This window comes from uncultured Bacteroides sp. (genome assembly GCF_958445495.1).
Lineage (GTDB): Bacteria > Bacteroidota > Bacteroidia > Bacteroidales > Bacteroidaceae > Bacteroides.
Genome location: NZ_CAUCSQ010000018.1, coordinates 28,086 through 54,268, shown reverse-complemented (window position 1 = coordinate 54,268; position 26,183 = coordinate 28,086). Strand labels below are relative to the sequence as shown.

At 41.1% G+C, this 26,183-nt stretch carries 15 protein-coding genes; 6 read left to right on the top strand and 9 right to left on the bottom strand.

The features are described 5' to 3' along the window. The first annotated feature begins 80 nt into the window (after positions 1 to 80). From Q5076_RS08260 to Q5076_RS08250, 3 genes are all read left to right on the top strand, one after another. The gene (locus Q5076_RS08260; protein WP_303012338.1) at positions 81 to 2,372 is read left to right on the top strand and encodes an NADP-dependent malic enzyme; all 2,292 of its coding nucleotides are present in this window, start codon (positions 81 to 83) and stop codon (positions 2,370 to 2,372) included. Next, positions 2,369 to 2,545 (top strand): hypothetical protein, encoded by a 177-nt coding sequence (locus tag Q5076_RS08255; protein ID WP_303012335.1) that lies wholly within the window; start codon positions 2,369 to 2,371, stop codon positions 2,543 to 2,545. Before Q5076_RS08260 ends, Q5076_RS08255 begins: the two co-directional genes overlap by 4 nt. Before the next feature lie 247 nt (positions 2,546 to 2,792). Beyond that, a complete protein-coding gene (locus Q5076_RS08250; RefSeq protein ID WP_303012334.1) occupies positions 2,793 to 4,127 on the top strand; it encodes an NADP-specific glutamate dehydrogenase in 1,335 nt (444 codons plus the stop codon). A 171-nt stretch (positions 4,128 to 4,298) separates the two neighbouring features. Here Q5076_RS08250 and Q5076_RS08245 read toward each other — a convergent pair whose 3' ends face one another. Beyond that, entirely contained in the window at positions 4,299 to 5,177 is an 879-nt protein-coding gene (locus Q5076_RS08245) for a M48 family metallopeptidase (RefSeq protein WP_303012333.1), read from the bottom strand. A gap of 616 nt (positions 5,178 to 5,793) precedes the next feature. On the opposite strand from Q5076_RS08245, the gene Q5076_RS08240 reads away from it, so the two are divergent. Together Q5076_RS08240 and Q5076_RS08235 are read left to right on the top strand one after the other, a co-directional pair. Then, a complete protein-coding gene (locus Q5076_RS08240) occupies positions 5,794 to 6,966 on the top strand; it encodes a PCMD domain-containing protein (protein ID WP_303012332.1) in 1,173 nt (390 codons plus the stop codon). Positions 6,967 to 6,980: 14 nt separating this feature from the next. Beyond that, on the top strand, positions 6,981 to 7,763 hold the full coding sequence (locus Q5076_RS08235) for a porin family protein (RefSeq protein ID WP_303012331.1): 783 nt from the start codon (positions 6,981 to 6,983) through the stop codon (positions 7,761 to 7,763). A gap of 384 nt (positions 7,764 to 8,147) precedes the next feature. Here Q5076_RS08235 and Q5076_RS08230 read toward each other — a convergent pair whose 3' ends face one another. From Q5076_RS08230 to Q5076_RS08200, 7 genes are all read right to left on the bottom strand, one after another. Next, complete coding sequence (locus Q5076_RS08230) at positions 8,148 to 9,854, bottom strand: alpha-L-fucosidase (protein ID WP_303012330.1); 1,707 nt, start codon at positions 9,852 to 9,854, stop codon at positions 8,148 to 8,150. An 80-nt stretch (positions 9,855 to 9,934) separates the two neighbouring features. Beyond that, positions 9,935 to 12,382 (bottom strand): hypothetical protein, encoded by a 2,448-nt coding sequence (locus Q5076_RS08225; protein WP_303012329.1) that lies wholly within the window; start codon positions 12,380 to 12,382, stop codon positions 9,935 to 9,937. A gap of 92 nt (positions 12,383 to 12,474) precedes the next feature. Then, positions 12,475 to 14,172: a RagB/SusD family nutrient uptake outer membrane protein gene (locus Q5076_RS08220; RefSeq protein ID WP_303012328.1), complete on the bottom strand. Its 1,698-nt coding sequence runs from the start codon at positions 14,170 to 14,172 to the stop codon at positions 12,475 to 12,477. Between the two features lie 20 nt (positions 14,173 to 14,192). Then, positions 14,193 to 17,576, bottom strand: coding sequence for a TonB-dependent receptor (locus tag Q5076_RS08215; RefSeq protein ID WP_303012327.1), 3,384 nt, complete (start codon positions 17,574 to 17,576; stop codon positions 14,193 to 14,195). Positions 17,577 to 17,717: 141 nt separating this feature from the next. Beyond that, positions 17,718 to 18,737, bottom strand: a complete 1,020-nt coding sequence (locus tag Q5076_RS08210; protein WP_303012325.1) for a FecR family protein — start codon at positions 18,735 to 18,737, stop codon at positions 17,718 to 17,720. A gap of 85 nt (positions 18,738 to 18,822) precedes the next feature. Continuing rightward, entirely contained in the window at positions 18,823 to 19,371 is a 549-nt protein-coding gene (locus Q5076_RS08205) for an RNA polymerase sigma-70 factor (RefSeq protein ID WP_303012324.1), read from the bottom strand. An 860-nt stretch (positions 19,372 to 20,231) separates the two neighbouring features. Beyond that, positions 20,232 to 21,794: a PCMD domain-containing protein gene (locus tag Q5076_RS08200; RefSeq protein WP_303012322.1), complete on the bottom strand. Its 1,563-nt coding sequence runs from the start codon at positions 21,792 to 21,794 to the stop codon at positions 20,232 to 20,234. Positions 21,795 to 22,073: 279 nt separating this feature from the next. Between Q5076_RS08200 and Q5076_RS08195 the strand changes: the two genes are divergently transcribed. Then, complete coding sequence (locus Q5076_RS08195) at positions 22,074 to 22,922, top strand: AraC family transcriptional regulator (RefSeq protein WP_303012321.1); 849 nt, start codon at positions 22,074 to 22,076, stop codon at positions 22,920 to 22,922. A 19-nt stretch (positions 22,923 to 22,941) separates the two neighbouring features. On the opposite strand, the gene Q5076_RS08190 is transcribed toward Q5076_RS08195, so the two are convergent. Beyond that, positions 22,942 to 25,908, bottom strand: coding sequence for a PEP/pyruvate-binding domain-containing protein (locus tag Q5076_RS08190; protein ID WP_303012319.1), 2,967 nt, complete (start codon positions 25,906 to 25,908; stop codon positions 22,942 to 22,944). Between the last annotated feature and the right edge of the window lie 275 nt (positions 25,909 to 26,183).

Sequence of the window (26,183 nt, the reverse complement as noted above, 5' to 3'; positions counted from 1 at the left end):
TCAAGCAAAGCCTACAAATTCTAACTTTTATTCCTACATTTGCAGCCAAATGATAACTTATTAATAAAAAAATACATATCATGGCTAAAATAACCAAAGAAGCCGCTTTGCTCTACCACTCACAGGGCAAACCCGGTAAAATCGAGGTAGTTCCTACCAAACCTTACAGTACACAAACCGATTTATCACTCGCATATTCTCCCGGCGTAGCGGAACCTTGCCTTGAAATAGAGAAAAACCCGCAGGATGCCTACAAATACACTGCAAAAGGCAATCTTGTCGCTGTTATCTCTAACGGTACGGCGGTGCTTGGACTGGGCGACATCGGCGCATTGAGCGGCAAACCCGTCATGGAAGGCAAAGGGCTGCTCTTCAAGATTTATGCGGGTATCGACGTGTTCGACATCGAAGTAAATGAAAAAGACCCGGAAAAGTTCATTGCGGCGGTCAAAGCCATCGCTCCCACTTTCGGAGGTATCAATCTGGAAGATATCAAAGCGCCCGAATGTTTTGAAATCGAACGCCGCCTGAAAGAAGAGCTGGACATCCCCGTGATGCACGACGACCAGCACGGTACTGCCATTATCTCCAGTGCCGGACTGGTGAATGCCCTGCAAGTGGCAGGAAAGAAAATAGAAGATGTGAAAATCGTCGTGAACGGTGCGGGCGCCTCTGCCGTATCCTGTACCAAATTATACGTGTCACTGGGCGCACGCCTCGAAAATATCGTCATGCTGGACAGCAAGGGAGTTATCAGCAAAGCGCGTACCGACCTGAACGAACAGAAGAGATATTTTGCAACCGACCGTACGGATATTCATACACTGGAAGAAGCCATCAAAGGCGCGGACGTATTCCTCGGACTCTCCAAAGGCAACGTATTAAGCCAGGACATGGTGCGCAGCATGGCACCGATGCCCATCGTATTCGCATTGGCGAACCCGACGCCGGAAATCTCTTACGAAGACGCCATGGCGGCGCGTCCCGACGTGCTGATGGCTACCGGGCGTTCCGACTATCCGAACCAGATTAACAACGTTATCGGTTTCCCGTATATCTTCCGCGGCGCCTTGGATACCCATGCCAAAGCCATCAACGAAGAAATGAAGATTGCAGCCGTACACGCCATCGCCAACCTGGCAAAACAGCCTGTTCCCGATATCGTCAATGCGGCATATCACGTGAACAACCTCTCTTTCGGACCGGAATATTTCATTCCCAAACCGGTAGACCCCCGTCTTATCACCGAAGTATCCTGCGCCGTGGCAAGAGCTGCTATGGAAAGCGGAGTGGCGCGCACGGACATCAAAGACTGGGACGCTTACTGCGTGCACCTGCGCGAACTAATGGGATACGAATCCAAGCTGACCCGCCAACTGTATGACACCGCCCGCCGCAACCCGCAACGGGTCGTATTTGCCGAAGGTATCCACCCGAATATGCTGAAAGCCGCCGTGGAAGCGAAGGCCGAAGGCATCTGCCACCCTATCCTACTGGGAAATGACGAGGCAATCGGCAAACTGGCGGAAGAACTGGACCTGAGCCTGGAGGGTATCGAAATCGTGAATCTTCGCCACCCGAACGAATCGGAACGCCGTGAACGCTACGCCCGCATCCTGACGGAAAAACGCGCACGCGAAGGATTCACCTACGAGGAAGCCAACGACAAGATGTTCGAACGCAACTACTTCGGCATGATGATGGTGGAAACCGGAGACGCCGACGCATTCATCACCGGACTCTACACGAGATACAGCAACACCATCAAGGTAGCGAAAGAAGTAATCGGCATCCAGCCGGGATTCAAACATTTCGGAACCATGCATATCCTGAACTCCAAGAAGGGAACTTATTTCCTGGCGGACACCTTAATCAACCGCCACCCGGATACGGATACATTAATCGACATAGCCAAACTGTCTGACAAGACAGTCCGTTTCTTCAACCACACCCCGGTAATGGCAATGCTGTCTTATTCAAACTTCGGCGCCGACACCACGGGCAGCCCTGTCAAGGTGCATGAAGCGGTAGAGTATATGCAGAAGGAATACCCGGAACTCGCCATCGACGGAGAGATGCAAGTCAACTTCGCCATGAACCGCGAACTGCGCGATACGAAATACCCGTTCACACGCCTGAAAGGAAAAGATGTAAATACATTGATTTTCCCGAACCTGAGCTCTGCAAACGCCGGCTACAAACTGTTGCAGGCAATGGACCCCGATACGGAATTCATCGGCCCCATCCAGATGGGATTGAACAAACCCATCCATTTCACCGACTTCGAAAGCTCCGTCCGTGACATCGTCAACATTACGGCAGTAGCAGTGATAGACGCGATTGTAGACAAAAAGAAAAAAGAAAGTGAATGAGACGGCCGTTATCCAAATCGCAAATAGTTTGTATCAGCCTGCTTTGGCTGGCGCTTTGCTATTTAGTCCTTACAAAAGCCGAACGAATTGACGGAATGACCGTGATAATGCTTGCCATTTCGGCAGCATTGGTATTCATTCCTGTCTATAAGTCGATAAAAAAGAACAAATAAATATCTTTTTTCCCGCTTTTAATGCGATAAAATATCAAATTTGATGTTTTATCGCATTTTTCTTTATAAAATGTTTGCCAGTTTAATTTTTATCTTTACTTTTGCAACCGGAAATAAATCTTTGGCGTGCCAATATGCCGGATGCATGGATGCCATGTAGCAAAACGGCGGACTACCGGCAGGGAGATTGGCAAATTGTCAAAATCAGCACATTATTTAAAACCAAATAAAAGTAAAAAAGATTATTATGAATGCAGCAAAGGTATTAGACGATTTGAAAAGGAGGTTCCCCAATGAACCGGAGTATCATCAGGCGGTAGAAGAAGTACTTTCCACTATCGAAGAAGAATATAACAAACATCCGGAGTTTGACAAAGTAAACCTGATTGAACGTTTGTGTATTCCTGATAGAGTATATCAGTTCCGTGTGACTTGGATGGATGACAAAGGTAATATCCAGACCAATATGGGTTACCGTGTTCAGCACAACAACGCGATTGGCCCGTACAAAGGCGGTATCCGTTTCCACTCTTCCGTCAACCTTTCAATCCTGAAATTCCTCGCCTTTGAACAAACATTCAAAAACTCGCTGACTACCCTGCCGATGGGCGGCGGCAAAGGAGGTTCGGATTTCTCTCCGCGTGGAAAATCCAATGCCGAAGTGATGCGTTTCGTACAGGCGTTCATGCTGGAGTTATGGCGTCATATCGGTCCTGAGACCGACGTGCCTGCCGGTGACATAGGTGTCGGCGGACGTGAAGTAGGTTTCATGTTCGGCATGTACAAGAAACTGACCCGCGAATTTACAGGAACATTCACAGGAAAAGGCCGCGAATTCGGCGGTTCGCTGATTCGTCCGGAAGCTACCGGTTACGGTAACATCTACTTCCTGATGGAAATGCTGAAAACCAAAGGCCTCGACCTGAAAGGCAAGACCTGTCTGATTTCCGGTTCCGGTAACGTGGCTCAATATACAGCGGAAAAAGTACTCGAAATGGGTGGTAAAGTCCTGACAATGTCCGACTCCGACGGTTATATTTATGACCCGGACGGCATCGACCGCGAAAAGCTGGACTACATCATGGAACTGAAAAACCTGTACCGCGGACGTATCCGCGAATATGCAGAGAAATACGGCTGCAAATATGTAGAAGGGGCCCGTCCGTGGGGTGAAAAAGCAGACATCGCACTGCCTTCCGCCACTCAAAACGAAATCAACGGCGACGATGCCAAGAAGCTGGTAGCCAACGGTGTAATCGCTGTGTCCGAAGGTGCTAACATGCCTTCCACTCCGGAAGCCATCCGCATATTCCAGGATGCAAAAATCCTGTATGCTCCGGGCAAGGCTGCCAATGCCGGCGGCGTATCGGTATCCGGACTGGAAATGACCCAGAACTCTATCAAACTGAGCTGGAGCGCCGAAGAAGTGGACGAAAAACTGAAAAGCATCATGAAAAACATTCACGAGGCTTGCGTTCAGTACGGTAAGGAAGCCGACGGATACGTAAACTACGTGAAAGGTGCTAACGTAGCCGGATTCATGAAGGTTGCCAAAGCCATGATGGCACAAGGTATCGTATAATCAGCAAAGATACGAAAGCTATAGTTTATAAGGAACTCCCGCCTTCTCCTCTCCGGAAGACGGGGGTTTTCTTTTTAGGGATATTCCGGCAAACCGGACATCCCTTTTTTTTCCGGCGCATTAAAGCCTATCACCGGGATTCCCCAATCGGATTCCGACATCTCTTCCTTATTATTTCGTCACCCTCTCAAAGGTGTACGGCACTTTTTTCCGGGATGGCATCGGAGCCGTCCGGACGGAAGGCTGTCCGGAAACCTGTGCAGGCTTGTAATATTTCATCGCTTCCGGCATCAATTTCCGGATGTTGCTGATACGGGATGCATCCGAAGGATGGGTACTCATAAATTCCGGTACTTTCTGCGAACCGGACGAAGACATGCGTTGCCAGAAAGCGACAGCCTCTTGCGGGTTATACCCCGCCATCGCCGCGAATACCAGTCCCAAATGGTCTGCTTCACTCTCGTTTTTACGCGAATAGGGCAACATCACGCCGTACTGCGCTCCCAGCCCGTACACCTGCTGCGCCAAAGTCTGCGTAACAGCGGACTGATTGGAAAGCAACCCTCCCAATATCTGTCCTCCATAAGAAGCGACCATCTGCTGGCTCAGCCGTTCCGCCGAATGTTTGGCTACGGCATGCCCGACCTCATGTCCCAGCACGATAGCCAGTCCTTCTTCCGTCCGGGTATATGGCAAGATACCTTCATTCACCACAATTTTTCCACCGGGCATGCAGAAAGCATTCGGTTCCGGGTCTTGTACCAGATGGAACTCCCAAGCGAAATTCCGGACTTCATCAGCCATCCCGTTATTACGCAGATAGGTCTCCACAGCACCGGCAATCTTCTTGCCCACCCGCACGACCATCTCCGTATTAGCCGCATTCGCCGAGGGTTTGGCGGTTTTCATATAATCCCGGAAACTCGAATTGCTCAGGCTCATCACCTCCGAGTCCGAAACCAAAAGCAACTGTTTACGGCCGGTCAAAGCGACACTGCTACATCCGGCAAACAATACAAGCAAAAACACAGCGACGACACTCTTTTTCATATTTTCTCGTAGTTATAGTTAAATCTTTCAATCATTTAATCATTCAATCTTTCAATATATTCAGTCATTCAATGTATTCAATCATTCAAAATGTTCCTCCATGCATTAACAAAGATATGAGTTCTATTTATAATAAACAATAGTTTCCCCGTCCTCCCTCCTTATATAATGTCGTCCTTCCTTTCCTTTTGAATATTTCTGCCTTACGTAGAGTTCTCTTTCACAAAAGAAAGACTTATTATTCCCCTCTTCCCAAATTTGCTTTCACTTTCCGGCAAACGATAAATGCAGCTTCCATTTTTATAACTGCAAATTGTGTTTAATAAAAATGAAAGCTGCAAGTGTATAATCAAAGCTTCCGTCTGTAGTTCCGTCCGAATCAAAACCTTACTTTCCTACGGACAAACATAAGTTTGCAATAAAGAGATAACAACTTAATTGCCAACTGTTCAGAAAGAAAAGAACGGAGGAATAGCCGTGGTTTCCACAGAACGATTCGGACAAGGCGGGAAAGCGGGTAATCCCTTTTTAACATTCTATATAAATTGAAAACCAGCACTTTTGATTACCTTTGTACCCAAATAATTTTAAATTAACCATTTTAAAATAAAACTTGATGAAAATAAAAAATGCAGTAGCCGGAATGATGCTATGTCTGGCAATGGTTTCATGTATTCAGGATGAAGCTCTGAATGTGGAGGCGGCAATAGATGGATGTAGCGGTAGCAATATCCAACTGTCGACTATCAATAACAGCAATAAGACCGTATCTATTTATGTACCTAAATCTACAGATTTATCGGCATTAGAAATAAATTTCGAATTACCCGAAGGAGCCAGCATAGAACCTGTTGACAGAGAAGCAAAAGATAACGCCCCTAAATACGATTTTTCTAATTCAGGAATTCCTAATCAATTGGAACAATATCAACGAAAGTTCAAGGTCACATCCGAAAGTGGTACTACAGAAGCCACCTACACAATCACGACCATCATCTCCGAACTTCCTACTCAGTATCATTTTGAGACAATAGAAAATGGAAATACCGAATATGATATTTTTTACGAATTAAATCTGAATAGTGCCAATGCGGAAATATTACAATGGGCGAGTGGCAATCCGGGATTTAAACTTACCGGTATGGCTAAATCATCGGCAGACTACCCGACAATGCAAACTGAAGGCTATCAATTTGGTAAAGGGGTAAAACTAGAAACCAAAAGTACCGGTACTTTTGGTACATCTGTAAAAATGCCCATTGCCGCAGGTAACCTTTTCATCGGTTCATTTGATACGAACAATGCACTAACGGCTCCCAGAGCTGCAACTAAATTCGGTTTCCCATTTTTCAAACATCCTGTATCAATGACAGGATATTATAAATTCAAACCCGGAGGAGACTATATTTCCGGAATAGACGAAAACAAGAAGCCAATTTTCGACGAAAGTATGAAAGGTAAGGATAAAGGAGACATATACGCAATTTTATACGAAGCAAATAGTATTGATGTTTTCCTCGACGGTTCCATCAAATTTGATGATTCCAGAATAGTATCGATTGCAAGAATCCCGTCAACAGAAACAACAGACGATTGGACTCGTTTCGATTTGCCTTTCGATAATAAAAAAGCGATTGATGAAAATGCTCTTTCCGAAGGTAAATACAAACTTGCCATAGTATTCTCTTCCAGTATAGAAGGAGCTTATTTTAAAGGTTCAGTAGGCAGCACATTGTGGATTGATGAAGTAACTATTCACTGTGAAGAAGATAACGAACAATATAATTGACAAAAATTATACGTATGAAAAAATATATATTAGCGAGTTTAGCAGTACTTCTTTTTAGTATCAACATTATCAATGCACAATCAACCGAAAACAAAGGTCTGATTTGGTCGGCCCTTCACGGTTTAGACTATACATTTAAAGCAGGTGTAAATATCGGTGGTACATCTCCTCTTCCCCTTCCAAAAGAAATCAGAGATATCGAGAGTTATTCGCCAGGACTTGCCATTACATTGGAAGGCAATATAACCAAATGGCTGGATATACAAAAAAAATGGGGTATCAGTTTAGGAATACGCCTTGACAGTAAAGACATGACTACCGAAGCAGCAGTTAAAAACTACGGAATGGAAATTTTTAACGAAATAGGCGGGAAAGTAGAAGGTCTTTGGACAGGAGGTGTCAAAACCAAAGTCAAAATGTCACTTCTTACCATACCTGTATTGGCTAATTACAAAATAAGCAATCGCTGGAAACTAGTGGCAGGTCCTTATTTCTCATACATGATGGACGGCGATTTCTCCGGACACGTTTACGAAGGACACCTCCGTTCTCCCGATGCTACCGGCGACCGGGTAAATTTTACAGGTGACAATATCGCAACTTATGATTTCTCAGACAATTTACGTAATTTCCAATGGGGATTACAAGTGGGCGGAGAATGGAAAGCTTACAAACACTTGAACGTGCATGCAGACTTGACATGGGGATTAAATGATATTTTCAAGAAAGACTTTACGACAATCTCATTTGCCATGTACCCGATTTATCTGAATATCGGATTCGGATACGCATTCTAAGAATTTCATTATAGAAAAAGGAGGTGTTCGTGCGGATACCTCCTTTTATTTTTATTGAAAGAACTCACAGCCGAATTCGGAAAAGGCTTCTCTGCCGATTTACTGTATTATTCAGGTAATTTCCATCTCGCCTTCCTTGAAAAAACTTCCCGTACTGCAGGAAGATTAATATGGGCGCATTACAAAATTCCTAATCAATATTCCCAGTACCGAAGCTCGCACGGATATCCCAGTGTTCCTTTTTCAAAATCAAGCAAACCAAACGAATCAATCTTAAATAAAAATGAGGTTGTGCCTACTTTTTGACCTCTATTTTATATATATCCATTGAACCGGGAAACAGAATAACAGTACCCCATATCTCCCACTTCAAGTATAATGAATTTAATAATGTACTCTTTTAACTATAATTTCTCCCATAGATGTTCCTCCTTTTTTTCTTATTTTCATTTTCAGAATTGTGGGAAAATCATTCAAGGTTTGTTGTGAGCGAGTTATACGGAATGCATTTCTATCCGATAAAAAAGAAAGAATACCTTCTGCTTTCACTTTGGAACCATACATAAATAATTCTATATCTTTAAATTCCAAAGTCGAAATCTCGCAATTCAAATAATCTGTAGCCAAAGGATTAAAACAAATCTCATATTCACCTATTTGAGTGATATAAGAAGTTAAATCAAAAGTAAACAGTCTCCAATTATCAGCATTAAAAGTTTTTTCATTCCAAGTACCAATTTGATATTCCTCAGAAAACATATTTTGTAAGCTAACTTCATTATCTGCGACATAATAGGCGGAAAAACGAGAAATTAAAGGAAAATTCTTGGCATCAGTAATGCGAAGGCGTAATTTACGCATAAATCGGGAAGGAAAAAAATCTATTTTCTGATGTCCTACAGAACTTCCTTTTAGGAAGGTCTTCCACTCTCCATCATCCATACACTCTTCCAACTGATAACCGACCACATTCTGCCCCATCGATAAATCTTCTTGTATGACACAATGGTTGACTGCCACCAAATTTCCAAAATCAAGCTCCATCAAATAACCTCTTCCTCGCGTTTCTTTTAAAGGGACAGAAAAACGTCTGGTAATTTCTTGGCCGAATGCTTTATATACACTTACATGAGAAGACGGTATCACTCCTGTTGTGTCTGGAGTTGCATTCAATAACAAAACAGCTCCACGACCTACGGATTTATAATACAATTCCATCAGTTGTTTTTGTGTCATCAATAAAGAATCACATCCTGGTGCCCAAAACCATTTATGCCCCCCATTCTTCAACAAGGGGACATCGACCTCTACCGGAGCATAACAATCTCCATACAAATCAGAATGTAATGCAGTGGACACCCCAGTCCGCAAATCTTTTCCACAGACCGTATACCAGTTAGGATAAGGAGCATAACCATCTTCATTTCCAACCCATCTGAGATTTGCCTTTTCACTTTGAAATATCACGGCATCCTTTGCATATTTTTCTAAAATATCTTTTACGTCAATACGGCAATTGCCATCAAACCAAACCTCACTGATAGTTCCATATTTAGTAAGTACCTCTATCATCTGAGTACGAAATATACTATTGTAAATCGATTGCTTATTTGGATCAGCCGTAATTCCCCCACTACCAATGCCTGCTCCCCACCGTTCATCTCCAGGATAGATATAAACTCCTAAATCCAAACCATACTTTTTACACGAACGGGACAAGTCTTTTAAAACGTCACCTTTACCTTTCTTCCATGGGGTCTCTTTTATACCATAATCAGACGTTTTCGTTTGCCACCAGCAGAAACCACCACAATGTTTGGCTACAAACAATATCATCTTCGCCCCCCACAAACAAGCGACCTCACACCATTGATCCGTATCTAACAAAGGCATTTGCATGCGCTCCAATAAAGTCGTATGATTGTCATATTCACGTCCCTGCCAAGTCGCAGGTCCATAATGAATAAACATCACCCGCTCATAATTGTGCCAACGTAACTGTGCTACAGACGGTTTAGGATTAGGGACCTGTCCATATAAAAAAACAAACTTACCTGACAATAAAAGGAATAATAAAAACAATATTCTCATATTATTTCATAGCTTTAATAACTAAACAGAAAAACACTAAAACACATCCTAGGAAATGTTTAATCCATATACCATAAAAATCATGGAGTTGTCCTCAATTCTATAAATTCCGGAATACCACGGGTTATATAACGAATCATAATTTCAGGTCGTTCTTCACTCTCAAGTTTACAAGAAAACGACACAGCAAAACTACCCTCAGGGAATATAGCTTGTCCCTGTGGACAAACATTGCATATGGTTTTCAGATTCCGGTCAGTAACAACTGCCGTACCGTCAAAATCAAAAATAAGATATTGGTTCCCAGAGATTCGACAAGGAAATTTCAATGTACCACCAGGAGTAATGATGACAGGATTACTGATAGTACCTTCTCCCTCTACCCTCAATTTGAAAGCAAAAGTTCCTACTCCATATTTATTGTTCCACAGCCAATCAGCACCACCAGGTTGTCCTGGCTGCATCTCGCTTAAATTACAGTAATATTTTTTTGATATATCAAGAGGGTAAAGATTATAAGTACACTCATCCAGCTTCTCCAAATGCCATTCACTTTGCACATCCCTCAACCTGTTCTTTTGTTCTTCAGAAAAAACACGGTTCCTTCTCAAAAGATTCCAATATTTAATAGTAGTGAGAAGTTTATCAATCTGTCCATGTTCTTTCAAAGTTTTCAAACTAATATTCATAGCATATCCTGCATCAAATCCTGCTGCTTTAGACAACGCCCATTCCAAATCCTGTACCGAAGTACATTCAAATTTCCTGTCTACCAAACGAATCAGAAACCATCCTAACATCTGTGGAAGAAAATTACGAGAAAAAAACATTTGATTTTTTATCCGGTTTTCCACTTGTCCTGTCCTCATCTCTTCTCCCCAAGGTTCGCCCCAGTTCATTCTTGTATGGATATGCCAAAGAAAATGGTTCAGGTTGCTTGCATCATTAATCACGTCGCAATGAGTCAAACTATCATAAAAACGTGTAACAAAACGAGCCACGGCATAATCATCCTGCCCAGTGTATGTACAACCTTCCAGACCATCGAATGATATTTGCTTCAGTCCGGTCTTGTTAAAGATTTCAGCCAACCGGTCAGAAAAACGGTCTTGTAACTTTAAATCGGGGAATAAAGTCTTATATGGATAATCCCATAACTTATATAAAGGAACATTTGAAAAATGAGAAGCGGGGCGAGTTCCGAAAACTCCCCTCCTACATTGTTTCAAAACACCCCAAGCCTCCTTTTCTTCGTACTGTCCATAAGTTATCAATTCATCATCTATCTGTAAAACATTCAGATTCATCGGCATTGCAAATAACGAAGATTTTTCTATCTTTATTTCATTCTGCTTGTCATCTACATCTGAAATCAGCCTCAATACCCCTTGTTTTAATAGATGTCCAGATGGAACCGGAGTAACGTAAGCATCATTGGTTGTCATGAAATTAGACAATGTATGAATACCCATCGCTATGCCATCATTTCGCGCTTTGTCAACCATCTTCCTAACCCCCTCATCACCCTTTTTTGTAAACTCCGGACTCCAGTCAAAATGTCCCCAACTTTTAAATGGTTCCGGATGATAAATATATTCGAAACCGGCAATTTTTGCCTTATCTAATACAAAATCAATATCATTTTCTGAGAAATTCGATATCAAATAAGGATACGTCACATCACGAGAAATTTTTCCCCATTCGCCATTAAACAGAGGATGAGGTAACCCTTCTGCTTCCTCTATTTTACCTATATATTGCAATACATCGGCACTTCGACATCCGAATAAAGCTATTTTACTTCTCTGAATAAAAGCATCATCGTTATCAACCGGGTAAACGATTGCCTGTTCAGTCTGCTGGATGTGTCTGTATTCCACTTGTGTTCTTCTCCTTACAGAAAACTGGAACATTGTCCCACCTGTTTCCCTGACCGGAACAGCAGCCAACCGATAACAAGGAATACTACCTACAGACAATTCTACATCATTTCCCGAATAACCAAATGTTTTTTCTACCTCATCAACATATTCAAGAGGGATTCCTGCACATGTTTTCATATTCAGACTTTGTACACCAAAAGCGATTCCACGTCCCTGGGCAACACCAATCACATCACCTACCGTTTCGTCTATATTGATTTTCAACGGACCAAATAGCAGAGCCTCATAGCAATCCGGAATTTCAATAACTTCCAACGTGATGTGTGTATTATACTGAAACTGACGCAATTTCACACTCTCCCCATCTGTCATCTTTAAAATTAAATACTCTCCTTCAGCCCTCATCAATTCGGGCATAATCAACCGACCGGTAACACAGGCAGTGATAAAAGGGCAATTATCTGCATATAAAACCTCTTCACCGTTAACCTTCACAGATGAGTAAAAGCCTTTTTCATTGATTGTGATATCAGCACACAAAGTCTTTAAACTAACTGCAAATGAATCTATTGAGTTCATTATGACAAAAAGGAAAGCAAAATAAATTCCTATTTTTGTTTTCAACGGATTTTTCATTTCTCTCATGATTATTAAACAGAATACCATGATCGGAAGAGGTATGACAAACATCGATAGAATACATACCCCTATCCGATCTTTCTTAATAAATAAATTCTTTAATCCAATGGATTAAACGTACCATTGTTCCAACCGACTGTTTGTTCTAATAAAGAATTTGTTTCCAAATGCTCATTCGGTATTGCAAAGAAATAATAATTGTCCTTGAAATTTATAGTATACTTTTTGTCTGTATTATACAATACATCTTTAAAATACAATGAGTAATTATTTTCAAAATCAGCCGAATCCTGAATTTGCTTCAATTTATCCACATCCATTCCTTCTGCAAAATGCGGCCTCATCCCATGTCTTACCTTACCGTTCAGTTCTTTAGCAAACAATCTTCTTCTCCTAAGATCCCAATAACGTTTTCCTTCATAAGCCAGTTCTATTTTTCGCTCAAGCATCACAGCATCTACCAACTCCCGCTTAGCCAACTGTTGCTTCAGTCCATACATTCCATCTGCTCCAGCCTTGATACCTGCCCGTTTGCGTATATGCTTCAACATGGAATAACTCTCATCACTTTTTCCTATTTCAGCCGCACATTCCGCGTAATTCAGCATAACCTCGGCAAAACGAATCTCAATCCAATCAGTGCTACTGAATTGTGACATCACAGGAGAATAACTTGTATCTACAGCTTTACGACAATAGAATCCTGTTTCTGTAGTGAAATTACCTTGTGCACCTTCATAGGTCCATTGCCTACGTCCGGTTTTTCCACTCAACTCCCATATACAGCCGTTATAAGCAACTGTCTGTTTGAAACGCGGATCACGATTCTTCCAAAACAAAACGGAATCATAATCATCGGATTCATCAATAGATTCGCCTGTACTCATTGGATAAGACTGAACCATTTCCCATGTAGGATGATTAGCTCCCGTATAATTCTGCGCTTCATCTACAGGACGTGAATATGCGTTCCAAGGATTACCCAGTCCAATTCCTTCACCGGTAGAATAATAACGGCTAACCATCACTACTTCTTTATTCATCTCATCAAACCAAAGGTTCTCATAACTATCATACAAACCATACCCATTAGCTATCAATTCATCCAATGCTTTCTTATTGGCAATATAAGCTGTTTCCCAACGTGCCTGATTATTATCCGGGTTAAATTGAGGACTGGCATAATACAACAATATCCTTCCTTTCAAAGCTAAAGCAGCCGCTTTAGTAAAACGCCCTTCATCATCACCTTCCCAATGCCAAGGCAGAATCTCATATGCATAATCCAAATCTTTTACAATCTGAGCGATACATTCGGAAGTCTTATTTCTTTTTACATAAATATCATCATCCAAACTCTGTGGTTCCAAAATCAAAGGTATGCCACCATAAAGCCGTACCATTTGAAAATATTTCCAGGCTCGCAACATGGCAGCTTGAGCTTTCAATTTTTCTTTTATATCAATATCCAATGTACTGTTATCCATCTTTTTCAATAATATATTGATATTACGAATTTTATCATAGGGCCATACATTAACCGATTGAGTGGTTAATTGCCCATATAATGTCGCATTCTGCGAGTCATCCGCTTCATCCGAATAACCAGCAATATTCGGATTCCACCTCGGAAGGTTTTCTCTATATAACTGATTGAGATAATCAGTTGCATAAACCTCTGTATTCCATACATCTTCATCTGTTAAAGACATTAAGTCTCTTTTATCAAGAATATCTGTACATCCAACAAACAAGCAGGAAACAAACATACTTATAATTATATATCTTACTCTCATATCATATTTTCTTTTTATAATTAGAAATTCACATTTACACCTACTGAGAAACTTTTCATCAAAGGATAATTCACAATACTTGTAGATTCAGGATCAAAATATTTAACCTTGTCATACAACAGGCACAAATTACTTCCCGTTATAAAGAACTGTACATAGTCAATCCCCAATTTAGAAAGAAACGAAGATGGAAGCTGGTATGACAAGTTTATATTCTTCAAACGAACAAAGGAACCGTCACGTTTCCAAAAAGTAGAATAATAACCACATTGGTTTTCTGCAGCACGCGGAAACTTCGCATCAGTATGCTCCGGTGTCCAACGATCATTCCAATATTTAAATGTCGATTCACTAATACGTGTTTGCGGATCTCTCATATCTATGACTTTATCATTACCTGCAACTCCTTGCAAAAATATATCCAATGCCCATCCTTTCCACTTTGCTCCAAACAAAAGACCAAAATTAAAAGGAGGAATGATATGTTTCACAATCCAATCTTTATCATTTTCATCAATAATCCCATCAGGCTCATCACTATCAGGGCCACGTAAGTCTCTATAATTCAGCATACCCAATTCCGGTTTTCGGCCAAATATCGTATATCCCTTTGGCAATGCATCCAAATCTTTTTGAGTACGAATGATATCTGTGGCAATATATCCCATTTTCCGGTCATAATTGTAACCGATACTAGACTGGTAAGCCCTAATGTTTTCCGCTTCATCCTTTTTCTTCAATTTATTGACAGCATAAGATAAATTCCCCTTTATGTAATAATCCACATCGGAAATTTTATCATTCCATCCCAGTTCCAATTCAAATCCTTTTCCGTCTATAACAGCATAATTCTCGGCAGGCATCTTTACTCCTACTGTGGTAGGAAGACTGGCTAAACGATTTCCTAAAATATCATACGTATGTTTAAAAAAGAAATCAAAATTAAATGTCAATTTATTAAACCACCTTGAATCCCAGCCTATATTATTTGTCAAGGTTTTCTCCCAAGTAATTTTCTCATTAGGTATAACATCAGCCTCCAATCCTCCCGTAAGTGCTGTGGTACCGAATATGGCTCCAGCCCTACTAGGCAGATTATAACGTTGCATCCACTGCCATCCGCCTACAGCATCATTCCCCAACAATCCGACCGAAGTTCGTATTTTGAGAAAATCAATAAAAGGAACTGATTTTTTAAAGAAAGGTTCCTCAGATATCCTCCAAGCCAACGAAGCTGACGGGAAAAAGCCCCACCGGTGTTTTGGAGCAAAATTGACAGAGGCATCATAACGGAATGCTCCTTCAAACAAATATTTACTATCATAAGCATAATTGATTCTTCCTACATAAGATATCCGTGCCGTTTCGGAACCCTCACCATCAATACGCGGATTCTTTTTACTTGCCATATTCAACTGATCGATATTCATGGAGGCATAATCATATCCACGTACCCATAAATCATCATAATACCCTTCAGATTGTTCATAAACAACCAAAGCACCTATATCATGTTTGCCTAGTTTCTTAACATAAGAAAGAGACATATTTAATTGATAATTGTCCCGGCGTACATAGTACTCTTCCAAATAATTACCATCGCTACGCTCATAAGTACCGACAAGCTCATTTGTGGGGATATGATTATGGGTGCCAGTACCTTTAAAATTATACATCAAATATGGGAAACAAAACATTTTGACAAAAGAATGTTTCATAACTTTGTTATATAACAATTTTGCACTTAATCCTTGAATAAACGGCACATTATATTGCAAGGATAAAGAAGTATCATAAGTTGAGTATTTCTTTCTATTATATCCTGTACGGGTCCCATCAATAAGCTCCATAGGGCTCCACTCTACAAAAGTATTCCCCCCAATCTCCCTCACAGGTTTGCCATCGATATATGGAGGAACCATTCCTGTTCTGAACAACAATCCTCTATATAGATTCTCCATATTGTCCGAGTCGCCATCCCAACGCCAATATGGTTTCCTGTCATTTCTGATATCCATGTTCATATTCAGACTAACCATCAAATGTTTGGTAATATTAGCTTCTATGTTGGACCTCAAATTATACTTTTTGAATCTTAAATTATCGAATGACCCGGTTTCATCATAATATGTGCCACCTATGAAATAGCGTACATGTTCACTTCCCCCACTTACATTAATAGAATGTCTGGTAAGTACAGGTTGTTTCCAGGCTTCTTGTAACCAGTTATAAGAATGGTGCTTAAAATATTCCAGTTCATCATCAGTAAACCAATCCATACTCGAAGCATCGTATCCATGTATAGCTAATGCATCATTTATAATAGTAGCCTGTTCATAAGCATTCATCATTTGAGGAAGTCTAGTAGCATCGGACAAACCTACCGTTCCCGTATAAGAAATAACCGGTTTACCAAACTTTCCTTTCTTCGTCGTCACCAGAATAACGCCATTAGCTGCCCGGGCTCCATAAATAGCAGCAGAAGCTCCGTCTTTCAAAACGGATAAATTCTCAATTTCACTGGCATCCAACCCATCAAATGCAAATTTATCCCGTACTACTCCATCAATGACATACAGCGGTGCATTATTATTCCAAGTACCGACAGAACGAATTTGCATAGATGACCCAACTCCTGGCTTACCACCCAAAGAGGTAATCAAAACTCCGGATAATTTACCACTCAGAGAGTTTGATAAAGAAGAGGAAGGAATATTTCGTATTTCATCAGCATTTACCGATGCTATAGAACCTGTCAGATTAACTTTCTTTTGTATCCCATATCCTACTATTACAACCTCATCTAAGTTCAGGGTCTCCTCTTGGAGGATGACATATAATCTTGTCTGGCCAGTCACCTTAATTTCATATGTCTTATATCCAATGCAGGAAAAAGACAAAGTTGCATTTTCCGAAATATTCAACGAGAATTTTCCATCCATATCGGAAATACTCCCATTCTCAGTACCTTTCTCCCGGATAGCACATCCACCGATAGGCTCCCTATCTTTACCCACAATTATTCCATTGATTGTTTTTTTTCGAACAGGAACGGATGATACATCCTGATATTTCGGATAAACAACTATGTGATTATTCTCAAACCGATAAGTTAATCCCGTACCTTTTAAAGTCTCATTAAGCATATTTCTTACACTCCCATTTTTGACTGTCACTTCTTTTTTTAGAATATCAGAAATTTGGCTATAATTATAGTCAACAGATAATTGTGTCTGTTTTTCTATTTGCTGAAATATTTCCTGAATAGTGGTACGATATTGTGGAAGACGTATCATTTGATTTTGAGCAAGACATAAACTTGTCCCGAACACAGCTAAGAACAGAACTAAAAATTTAGTGTTTTTTATAGGACAAAAAAATAGTATTTTAAAATTTAAAGTCATATTTTTGCGTATTAGGTTTATCTAAAATAATTATTACACTTCTCCCCTATCTTCAGCTTGTCTGTTGAAGGGAATTATTTGGATAGATCTTTTATTTCAAATATCGGAAAGTTGTTGTAACGGGCACTTTCCGATATCTTTTTATTTATTTCCAACACCTCCTTTCCTCTCTAAAAAAATTGTATTGTCATCTTTATAAAGAGTAATATTTCCTATTAAAAGAGTAAGCACTTCCATCACTTCCTCTATGGTTTCATTTTTTCCAAACTTCATTGTATATATTTCAGATAAATTGATATTGTCATCATATACAAATAATACGTCATAATGACGTTCTATTTTTTTCAAAATAGAAGATAAGGATTGACGATTGAAATACAATTCACCATAAATCCAGGCCATATATTCCTGCGGATCAGTCTGATACAAATAAAAGTTCTCATCAGAAATACAATATACCAAATGGTCATTAGGTTTCATCATAATACACCCTTCTTCACAACCGTATGGATATACCTTTATTGTTCCTTTCATCAAAGTGGCAGTGATTTTATTACAATCAGGATAAGATTCTACATTAAAATTTGTGCCTAACACTTTTACATCCAACATACCGGCATGTACAATAAAAGGCAATTTTTCATCACGCACAACTTTAAAATACGCCTCCCCTGATAAATAAACCTGTCTCTTATCTCCAATAAAGTGCTGTGGATAAACAAATAAACTACCAGAATTGACAAAAACCTCACTTCCATCGGACAATCTGACTGTATCCCTTCTCCCATACGGCACATAACATTCTATCATTTCTATCGGCATTACAAATTCATCCTTTCTCACACTCCACATTAACCAACCGATTAAAAAAGCTACAAATAGAACGGCAACACATTTATAAAATATATGAATTGGTAAAATCCGTTTATATTCAGAAATTCCGGCATTTAATTTCGCGATATGCAAAGCACGGTACATTTTTTCTTCAGAAACAATGTCATCAGCAAATTTCCCCCACAAAAGAAAGAGTGCTTCATCTTTCTCCAATATATCCTGAGTATTTATAAGCCACCTCTGCAAGTGCAACCGTGCAGATGGCGAAATCATTCTTTTTTCAGATATATACAGAAATAGTTTATATATACGTTCCGTCTTTTTCATCTCATTGCAGACCTTTGTATATAAGACTCACTTTTTGTTTCCTACACGTAGTCTAAAAGAGAGAAAAAAATAATATAAATTTAAATCAAAAGAAAATCGAAAGAGCAGAAGTGACCTTTCTCAATGTAGACAGAGCAACAGAAATATGTGTTTCGACAGTCCGCTTACTGATATTCAGCCTAGAAGCAATTTCATCATTGCTCAAACCATCTCTACGGCTCATACAAAATACTTGTTTTTGCTGAGAAGGCATCCTATCAATGACTTTATCTATTAAAGACTGAAGTTCATGACTATACACAAGGTTCTCAATATCATCAAGGGAATCTTGCTCTCTTACATTATCAATGTTTATAGAAGAAACATTGATTTTACGATCCAAATAAGTATATAAAGTATTTTTGGCAACCCGATAAATATATGCATTAAGATTCTGAACCTGTTTCAATGAAACACGATATTTCCACAGTTTAGTAAAAACATCTTGGGCTAAGTCCTCAGATTCCTCATTATTGTTTAAAACACAATTAAAAAAATTATAGACTCTTGGATAATAGCAAAAAAAGAGTCTCTCAAAGTTTCTCACATTACCATGACTTAAGGCGATTATATCTATATCAATACTATCATGCATGTCATTTTATCATCTAGTATCATTTTTGTTCAAGAACAAAAGTACATAAAAAAAATTATTCATCACACAAGAACTTGTAGAAATCTTATTCAACGGCATTCCAACAAATATTTGTTCAATCTTACCTTGTATAGTGTTAAAAGAAGAATTAAAAATTCAATGCTATATCTACTCCACCTTTACAGAAACAAAACACTCATACTACAAGAAGATATAGAATGGAAAGGAACAGATTCCAGAAGAATAATAGAAGGAGAGGCATACTTTCTGAGAGAATTATATTATTTCATGGCGACAACATTTGGTACGGTACCCATCGTTCCCCCCCGAACCTCAGAATAATCCTAAAGCAAGCAGTAATGAAATGTTCCAACTCATTCTATCTAACTTGAATAAGGCTGTCGAACTATTACCATCGGAAGTGCAACCGGCATCCGAATTAGGTCATGCCACCCGTTGGGCTGCCGAAGCATTGCAAGCGCATGCTTATTTATTTTACGACAGATATTATAAAAATAACCAACATGTAGAATGAATGGGAAGATAATGATATCTGCAAACATGGAAGCATAATAGATATTTAGGCATCAACAAAGTACGTGCTCGTATGGGATTAGCACCTATTCCTGCTTACACAGACGAAGCTTTGCGTAACGAACGCCGTTGGAAATTGACATTTAAAGAGCTTAGAAATGTAAGGACAAAAATGTAACTTTGCCATAGCGAAAAAACTGATGTCTAAAGTTACAAAAACTTTGGATAATAACAAAGTCCGGGCTTGGGAAAGCCCGGACTTTGCGCATAAAAAGAGATTGTGCCTACGTTTTGCCACAACCTCATTTTTATTTATTCAATTTTTATTACTCACCTAAGACTTCCAAATTATCTATAATCAATGTACTATTCGCTGCTCCTCTAAAACGGTCTCCTTCTTTACTTGAAGAACAAACAACAGCTAATTTATACTCTTTCGTCGCATCATAAGATTTTCCATTAACATACACAAAATCTTCATCAATAGGTGTCCACTCAGTTGTCTCCATAGGATTCTTTAATTCAGCAAAAGCTACCCGATATTCAGAAGTATTAATATCATTACCTGTTAAAATGACTTCCTTTCCTTCCGCATCTTTTGCTTCATATAATACAGCGCTAATGGAGGGGGAATCAATTTCATCCGTTTCTTTTATATTACTCTTATCAGAACCATCAATAAAAGGTTTTCCCGGAGTATATTTGTACACCCCTTTCAATTTCAATGGCTTTTTATCATAAAGAAGACCGAATTTCGTCAATGACAATGGGTCACTAGCACCTGCAAGAGAAAAAGCGAATTTACCCGTAAACAAAGAACCAGGAGTAATAGCAGGAGCCAACCCTACATCTCTTGTATCCAATGTTACCAGCTTCACAGCATGTCCACTTTCACCATAACCTTTTTCTTCTTTCACTGTAGCATAATCGCCTTTATAATTTCCTCCTAATGATGTTCGCAAAGCAGCGATACCTTCATTAGCACTAGCCAATTCCTCTTTAGGAGAAGGAGATTCCCAACTATATTTTTTCGTCAAAATAGAAGTTCCCGTCACTTCTTCCCACACATCAAAATCATATTTCAAGGAAATCAATGGTTTTTCCAATGAGGTAGGAGTTTTTACAATATATGTGTTTACAACATCCCCACTTTCGGAAATAACAGAATATTCCATATCTTCAGAAAAATCAATAACTTCCGGTGCATCAAGTATAGCCTTTTCAGATATTTCAATTGTAGGAACAAGAGCTTTCAACTGGTCACTCGTCACACCTTCCGTCACAACAAATGTAATCGTATTATCATCATTAATGGACGGATCACCAACTACAATCGAGTTTGCCTCAATTGCTTTATCAAAATAGAAATTGAGTATTTCAGCTTCACGACTCTCATTTCCTTTCAATTTTGTTCCCTGATAAACAACCTTAACAACCTGATTATTCATCTCAGGTGCTATAATATCCAAATCAACTACCACACTCTCATTTTGAACTGTAATATTTGTCTTCACATTACAAGTATTCACCGGTGATTCCAATGTCAACTGTTCTTCACGCTGACAAACATAGGTATCACCATTCGCCTGCAAAACACAATTCTCCAGTTTTATATCTCCCAATTTTAAACCTTTAAAACTAAAATCAGCTATAACCAAACGAATAGAATTTTCACCAGCTTTTGTAACAGAAACATTCTGGTGTACTATTCCCATATCGATACCATCAACCTTTACAGATAATGTACCTTTATAATTGCCTACAATTTCTTGCTCAATAGGAATAATCGTCGGAACATCATTATCATTACCGTCATCATCACTACAAGACGCAAACAATGCCACTGTACACACTACAGCAAACAAGTAATAAAATAATCTCTTTTTCATTTTCTAATTTCTACTTTTAATTAATATAAACATCCGTACGACTCAAAACTCCATACGGACACCAAAGTTTCACGGATGCAAAGTAACGACCTTTTCTTCAATGCAGCAAGGTCTATTTTTAGTCTTTATGGTCTATTTTTAAAGTCCCGTACAATCAAATCCTTTCCAAAGTACGATTTTTCAAGGGATAAATTATTTTTTATCCCGCAAAAAATAGTCTATTTATCAAAATCCGTTACCTTTGTGCCTCTTAATAAAATAAAAAGCCATATCATCATCATGAACAAAGAACTTCCCAAAATAGACTTGCCCGAAGAATGGATTATAGGAACAGGAATCAACAAAGAGTTACTTAACCTTTACAAAAATTTTCCTTGCAGGCTGAAAGCCGAAATATTCGTATTATGCATGGGCGGAGAGATAGAAGCCTCTATCAACCTGAACCGCATCACCGTACGCGCCAATGACTTCGTAACCATCATGCCCGGCAACATCCTGCAGATACACAGCGTAAAGGGAGAACCGATCATTTATTTCGGCGGTTTCTCATCCAAATACATCGAACAAGCCAACCTGAACCGTTCTACGCTCAACACGCTGTTTGTCGCGTCAGGGCGGCCGGTCATCACGCTCAAACCGCAAGGTGCGAAACTACTGGAAGAATACTTCCTCTTCCTTATCAAACTATACGACTTTTTCAGTGAATCGACCCGGCAAGGGCTCACGCAACACCTATACAATGACATACACACCGGAATAGCAGCCATGTATAACAATCAAACACAAAGCAGCAAAGAATGTTCGACCAAGAGCGAGCAGATATGCAAAAACTTCACCCAGCTCGTCATGCAGAACTACAGCCATACGCGCAATGTGGCCTGGTATGCCGAAAAGCTGGGCATCACCCATACGCACCTCTGCACCACCGTCAAGCAGGTTACGGGAAACACTTGTGTGGAAATCATCTCACGCATGGTTATCATGGATGCCAAATCGCAACTCAAATCCACCAACTTCTCCGTCCAGAACATTTCCGACTCGCTCAACTTCCCCAACGTATCGTTCTTCGGGAAATACTTCAAACGCTATGTAGGCATGAGCCCCCTCACCTACCGCAACAACGGATAGACGGAGCATCCATGTCTCTTTATTTCGGCATCATGACTACCCCCAGTTTCTTCTTTCCGTCCATCTTGACTACCATCGGCTTCTCAAAACGGACATGGCGCAAGAACTTCGTCTCTTCCTCCGCAGGCTGGGCATTCAGGAACTCCAGGTCATAAACCCCGTCGTTCATAAACGCATTGATAGTAAAATAACCTACTCCGAAAGAAGTCAGGTTCTGGAAGAAATGCGTCCCTTGGCTGGGGTCTACGCGGTAGTTAGTCAAACCTGCCTCCACAATCACACGCGCCGCGGAAATATGGGGCCATTTCACCGGAATCCCCAGCCACGTGTCGCTGCTTCCCCAACGGCCCGGACCGACAAGCACGTAATTCTTCCCCTCGTTCAGGAATCGTTGGTTGAGCTTCTCAATCTCCCAGGCAATCGCCTGATTGTTTGAAGCGCTGTAACCGTCAGTCTTCACATAAACGATGTCATGGATTTCGTTCATGACACCATGTCCCAACGAATTATACGACCGGAGAATGACATCCTCGTCCCGTATCTCGTTCAAGTCCTCATCGAGCATCTCCTTGCTGTCTACAATCGGACGAATCTGCAACAAATAGAAAGTCCCCGTCTTATCCTGCTCGCGGCTCATCGTAGCGGCAAACTCCACCTCGACCGGACGACGCATCTCCTGTTCGCCATACTTCAAGACCAACTGGAGAATCCGCGGCAACGGGAAAACATCATGCTGCAGGATATTGGCAAACGTAATCACCTTGCGCCCTCCCGGATATAAGCCGTCCCGAATCACCTGGTCGTACGGGTCGTACGTAGAAGCTATATACCGCAAGGAGCCGTCGCTCTCCGCCTCTTTCACATGCAGTTTCAGCAAATTGAAACCATCGTCGATGGAGAAGTCATGGCCGGCATTCTTCAAGTCTAAAGCGTAAAAGCGGGTCTGCGTCTCTTTCAAGGCAATCTCCATCTCACTGGTCTGCAACACCTGATTCGGATGATAAGGAGAAAAACGGAGCGTCATCCCGCCGTCAACGATATATTTCCCCAGTCCCAGAGCCAGATTGACAATTCCCTCTTCCGCCTTCTCGTCGCCCAACGGATAATAGTTCAGCGAACGCGCCACACCGGACATGGAAGGATAATAACGGTCGCCATACTGGTTACCCACCACCTCCTGCAGGATAACAGCCATCTTTTCCTGGTCAATCACATTCGACGTAGCCTGCATATAAGCCTTGCTGTCCCGGAAATAGACCGAAGCATACACTCCTTTAATCGCGTCGGAAAGCATGCGCAACATCTCATAGCGGTCATCCAGATACGGAATCATATACGTATTGTAGATACCGGCAAACGGCTGGTAATGGGAATCTTCCAGCAAAGAAGAAGAACGGATGGCAATCGGCGACTTCACCACATCGAAGAACGTAAAGAAATCCTCCACCAGCCTGTCCGGTAACTTCGCTTTCAGGAAATACCGGAGAATCGTGCCGTCGTCGGCATCGGAAAGTGCAATCTGATAAAGGTTGTTGGTATCCATGAACTCGTCAAACACATCGGTACAGAGCACCACCGTCTTGGGAATGGCGACACGCGCATTTTCAAACTCGTCGAATTCGGGATGGCGCTTCACCATATTGTCGATGAAAGCCAATCCGCGGCCTTTTCCTCCCAATGAGCCGTCTCCGATACGGGCGAAATTGGAATACCGGTCGAAACGGTCCCGCTTAAACACGGCGACAACTCCCTGGTTTTTCATCTTGCGGTATTTCACAATCGCTTCAAAAATAATTTTCCGGTGAGCGTCCACATCTTGAAGACTGCTCCACGTAATCGGTTTCAGGAACTCCGCCACGGGAAACATGGCACGGGAATAAAGCCAACGGGAAACATGGTTCCGGCTGATATGGTAGAGAAAGGATTCCGCAGGAACGGCAAACAGGATATTCTGCAACTCTTTCAGGTTCCGCACATGCGCAATCTCTTCCCCCGTCTCCGGGTTGCGGAACACAAAATCACCGAAACCGAAATTATCGGAGACGATGCGCCGCAGGTCAACGTCCATCTTCTTCGAATTCTTATCAATGAAGCTCGCTCCGTACTTGGCCGCATAAGAAGCGTTCTCCGACTCGGAAGACTGGATAATCAACGGCACGAACGGGTCGTTCTTCCGTATGGCGGCACACAGCTTGATGCCCGCCAGCCCGTCTTTCTCGCCCCGCTCCACCTTCGGGAAACGCACGTCGGTAATGACTCCTAATATGTTGTTCTGATACTTTTCATAAATCTCCATCGCCTCCTGGTAAGTGCGCGCCAGCACAATCTTAGGCCGCCCACGCATGCGAAGCGTACGCTGATGCGCATTCAGAGCCTCGGTAGAGAATTCCTGGCTCTGCTTCAAAACGAATTTATAAAGATTCGGAAGAATGGAGGAATAGAAACGGATGCCGTCTTCCACCACGAGAATCAACTGCACGCCGACTTCCCGTACATCATGTTCGAGATTCATCTTGTCCTCCATCAGCTTGATGATGGAAACCAGCAAATCCGTATTTCCCAGCCAGCAGAACACGTACTCAAACGCGCTCAAGTCTTCATTGATAATTCGTTTCGTTATGCCGTGGCTGAAAGGGGTCAGAATGACAATCGGAATATGTTCATACTTCTCCTTGATATGCCGGCCGATGTCAAAGCTGTCGTTATCGCCCGTACTCGGCATACAAATCACCAGGTCGAACGACATGTTTTCCAACTGCGCCAACGCTTCTTCTTCCGTGGAAACCTGAGAGAAACGGGGCGGATAGCGCAAAGACAGGGAGGTGTATTCGTTGAAAATCTTTTCATCAATACGCCCGTCATCCTCCAACATGAAAGCATCATAAGGATTGGCTATCAGCAACACGTTGAAAATCCGTCTTGTCATCAGGTTGGCAAACTGCGTATCTTTGAAGTAAAGCTGGTTTAATTTGTATTTGCTAAGCATAAATGTTCTCCTTTCTTAGTTCCAATCTTAAATTCCCAATCATCCGAATTACAGAATCCGACGTGCAAAGTTAATTTTTTAAATCTCATTTTCCGCCATCTTCCTTATAAAGTTTGCCCGTTTGTCCTTTCATTTGCCTGCCGGCAAGCACGGAACGATATACGAAAGAGTATATAAAGATGAAACAATATAAGAGACAACGCATGAACCGCATACGGAGTAACCGATGAAACAATATCGAGAAACAGCCTACGAGACAATGCACGAAATCCCGA

Coding starts and splice junctions, on each gene's coding strand:
- Q5076_RS08260 (WP_303012338.1), top strand. CDS start 81: ATGGCTAAAATAACCAAAGAAGCCGCTTTGCTCTACCACTCACAGGGC.
- Q5076_RS08255 (WP_303012335.1), top strand. CDS start 2,369: ATGAGACGGCCGTTATCCAAATCGCAAATAGTTTGTATCAGCCTGCTT.
- Q5076_RS08250 (WP_303012334.1), top strand. CDS start 2,793: ATGAATGCAGCAAAGGTATTAGACGATTTGAAAAGGAGGTTCCCCAAT.
- Q5076_RS08245 (WP_303012333.1), bottom strand. CDS start 5,177: ATGAAAAAGAGTGTCGTCGCTGTGTTTTTGCTTGTATTGTTTGCCGGA.
- Q5076_RS08240 (WP_303012332.1), top strand. CDS start 5,794: ATGAAAATAAAAAATGCAGTAGCCGGAATGATGCTATGTCTGGCAATG.
- Q5076_RS08235 (WP_303012331.1), top strand. CDS start 6,981: ATGAAAAAATATATATTAGCGAGTTTAGCAGTACTTCTTTTTAGTATC.
- Q5076_RS08230 (WP_303012330.1), bottom strand. CDS start 9,854: ATGAGAATATTGTTTTTATTATTCCTTTTATTGTCAGGTAAGTTTGTT.
- Q5076_RS08225 (WP_303012329.1), bottom strand. CDS start 12,382: ATGAGAGAAATGAAAAATCCGTTGAAAACAAAAATAGGAATTTATTTT.
- Q5076_RS08220 (WP_303012328.1), bottom strand. CDS start 14,172: ATGAGAGTAAGATATATAATTATAAGTATGTTTGTTTCCTGCTTGTTT.
- Q5076_RS08215 (WP_303012327.1), bottom strand. CDS start 17,576: ATGACTTTAAATTTTAAAATACTATTTTTTTGTCCTATAAAAAACACT.
- Q5076_RS08210 (WP_303012325.1), bottom strand. CDS start 18,737: ATGAAAAAGACGGAACGTATATATAAACTATTTCTGTATATATCTGAA.
- Q5076_RS08205 (WP_303012324.1), bottom strand. CDS start 19,371: ATGCATGATAGTATTGATATAGATATAATCGCCTTAAGTCATGGTAAT.
- Q5076_RS08200 (WP_303012322.1), bottom strand. CDS start 21,794: ATGAAAAAGAGATTATTTTATTACTTGTTTGCTGTAGTGTGTACAGTG.
- Q5076_RS08195 (WP_303012321.1), top strand. CDS start 22,074: ATGAACAAAGAACTTCCCAAAATAGACTTGCCCGAAGAATGGATTATA.
- Q5076_RS08190 (WP_303012319.1), bottom strand. CDS start 25,908: ATGCTTAGCAAATACAAATTAAACCAGCTTTACTTCAAAGATACGCAG.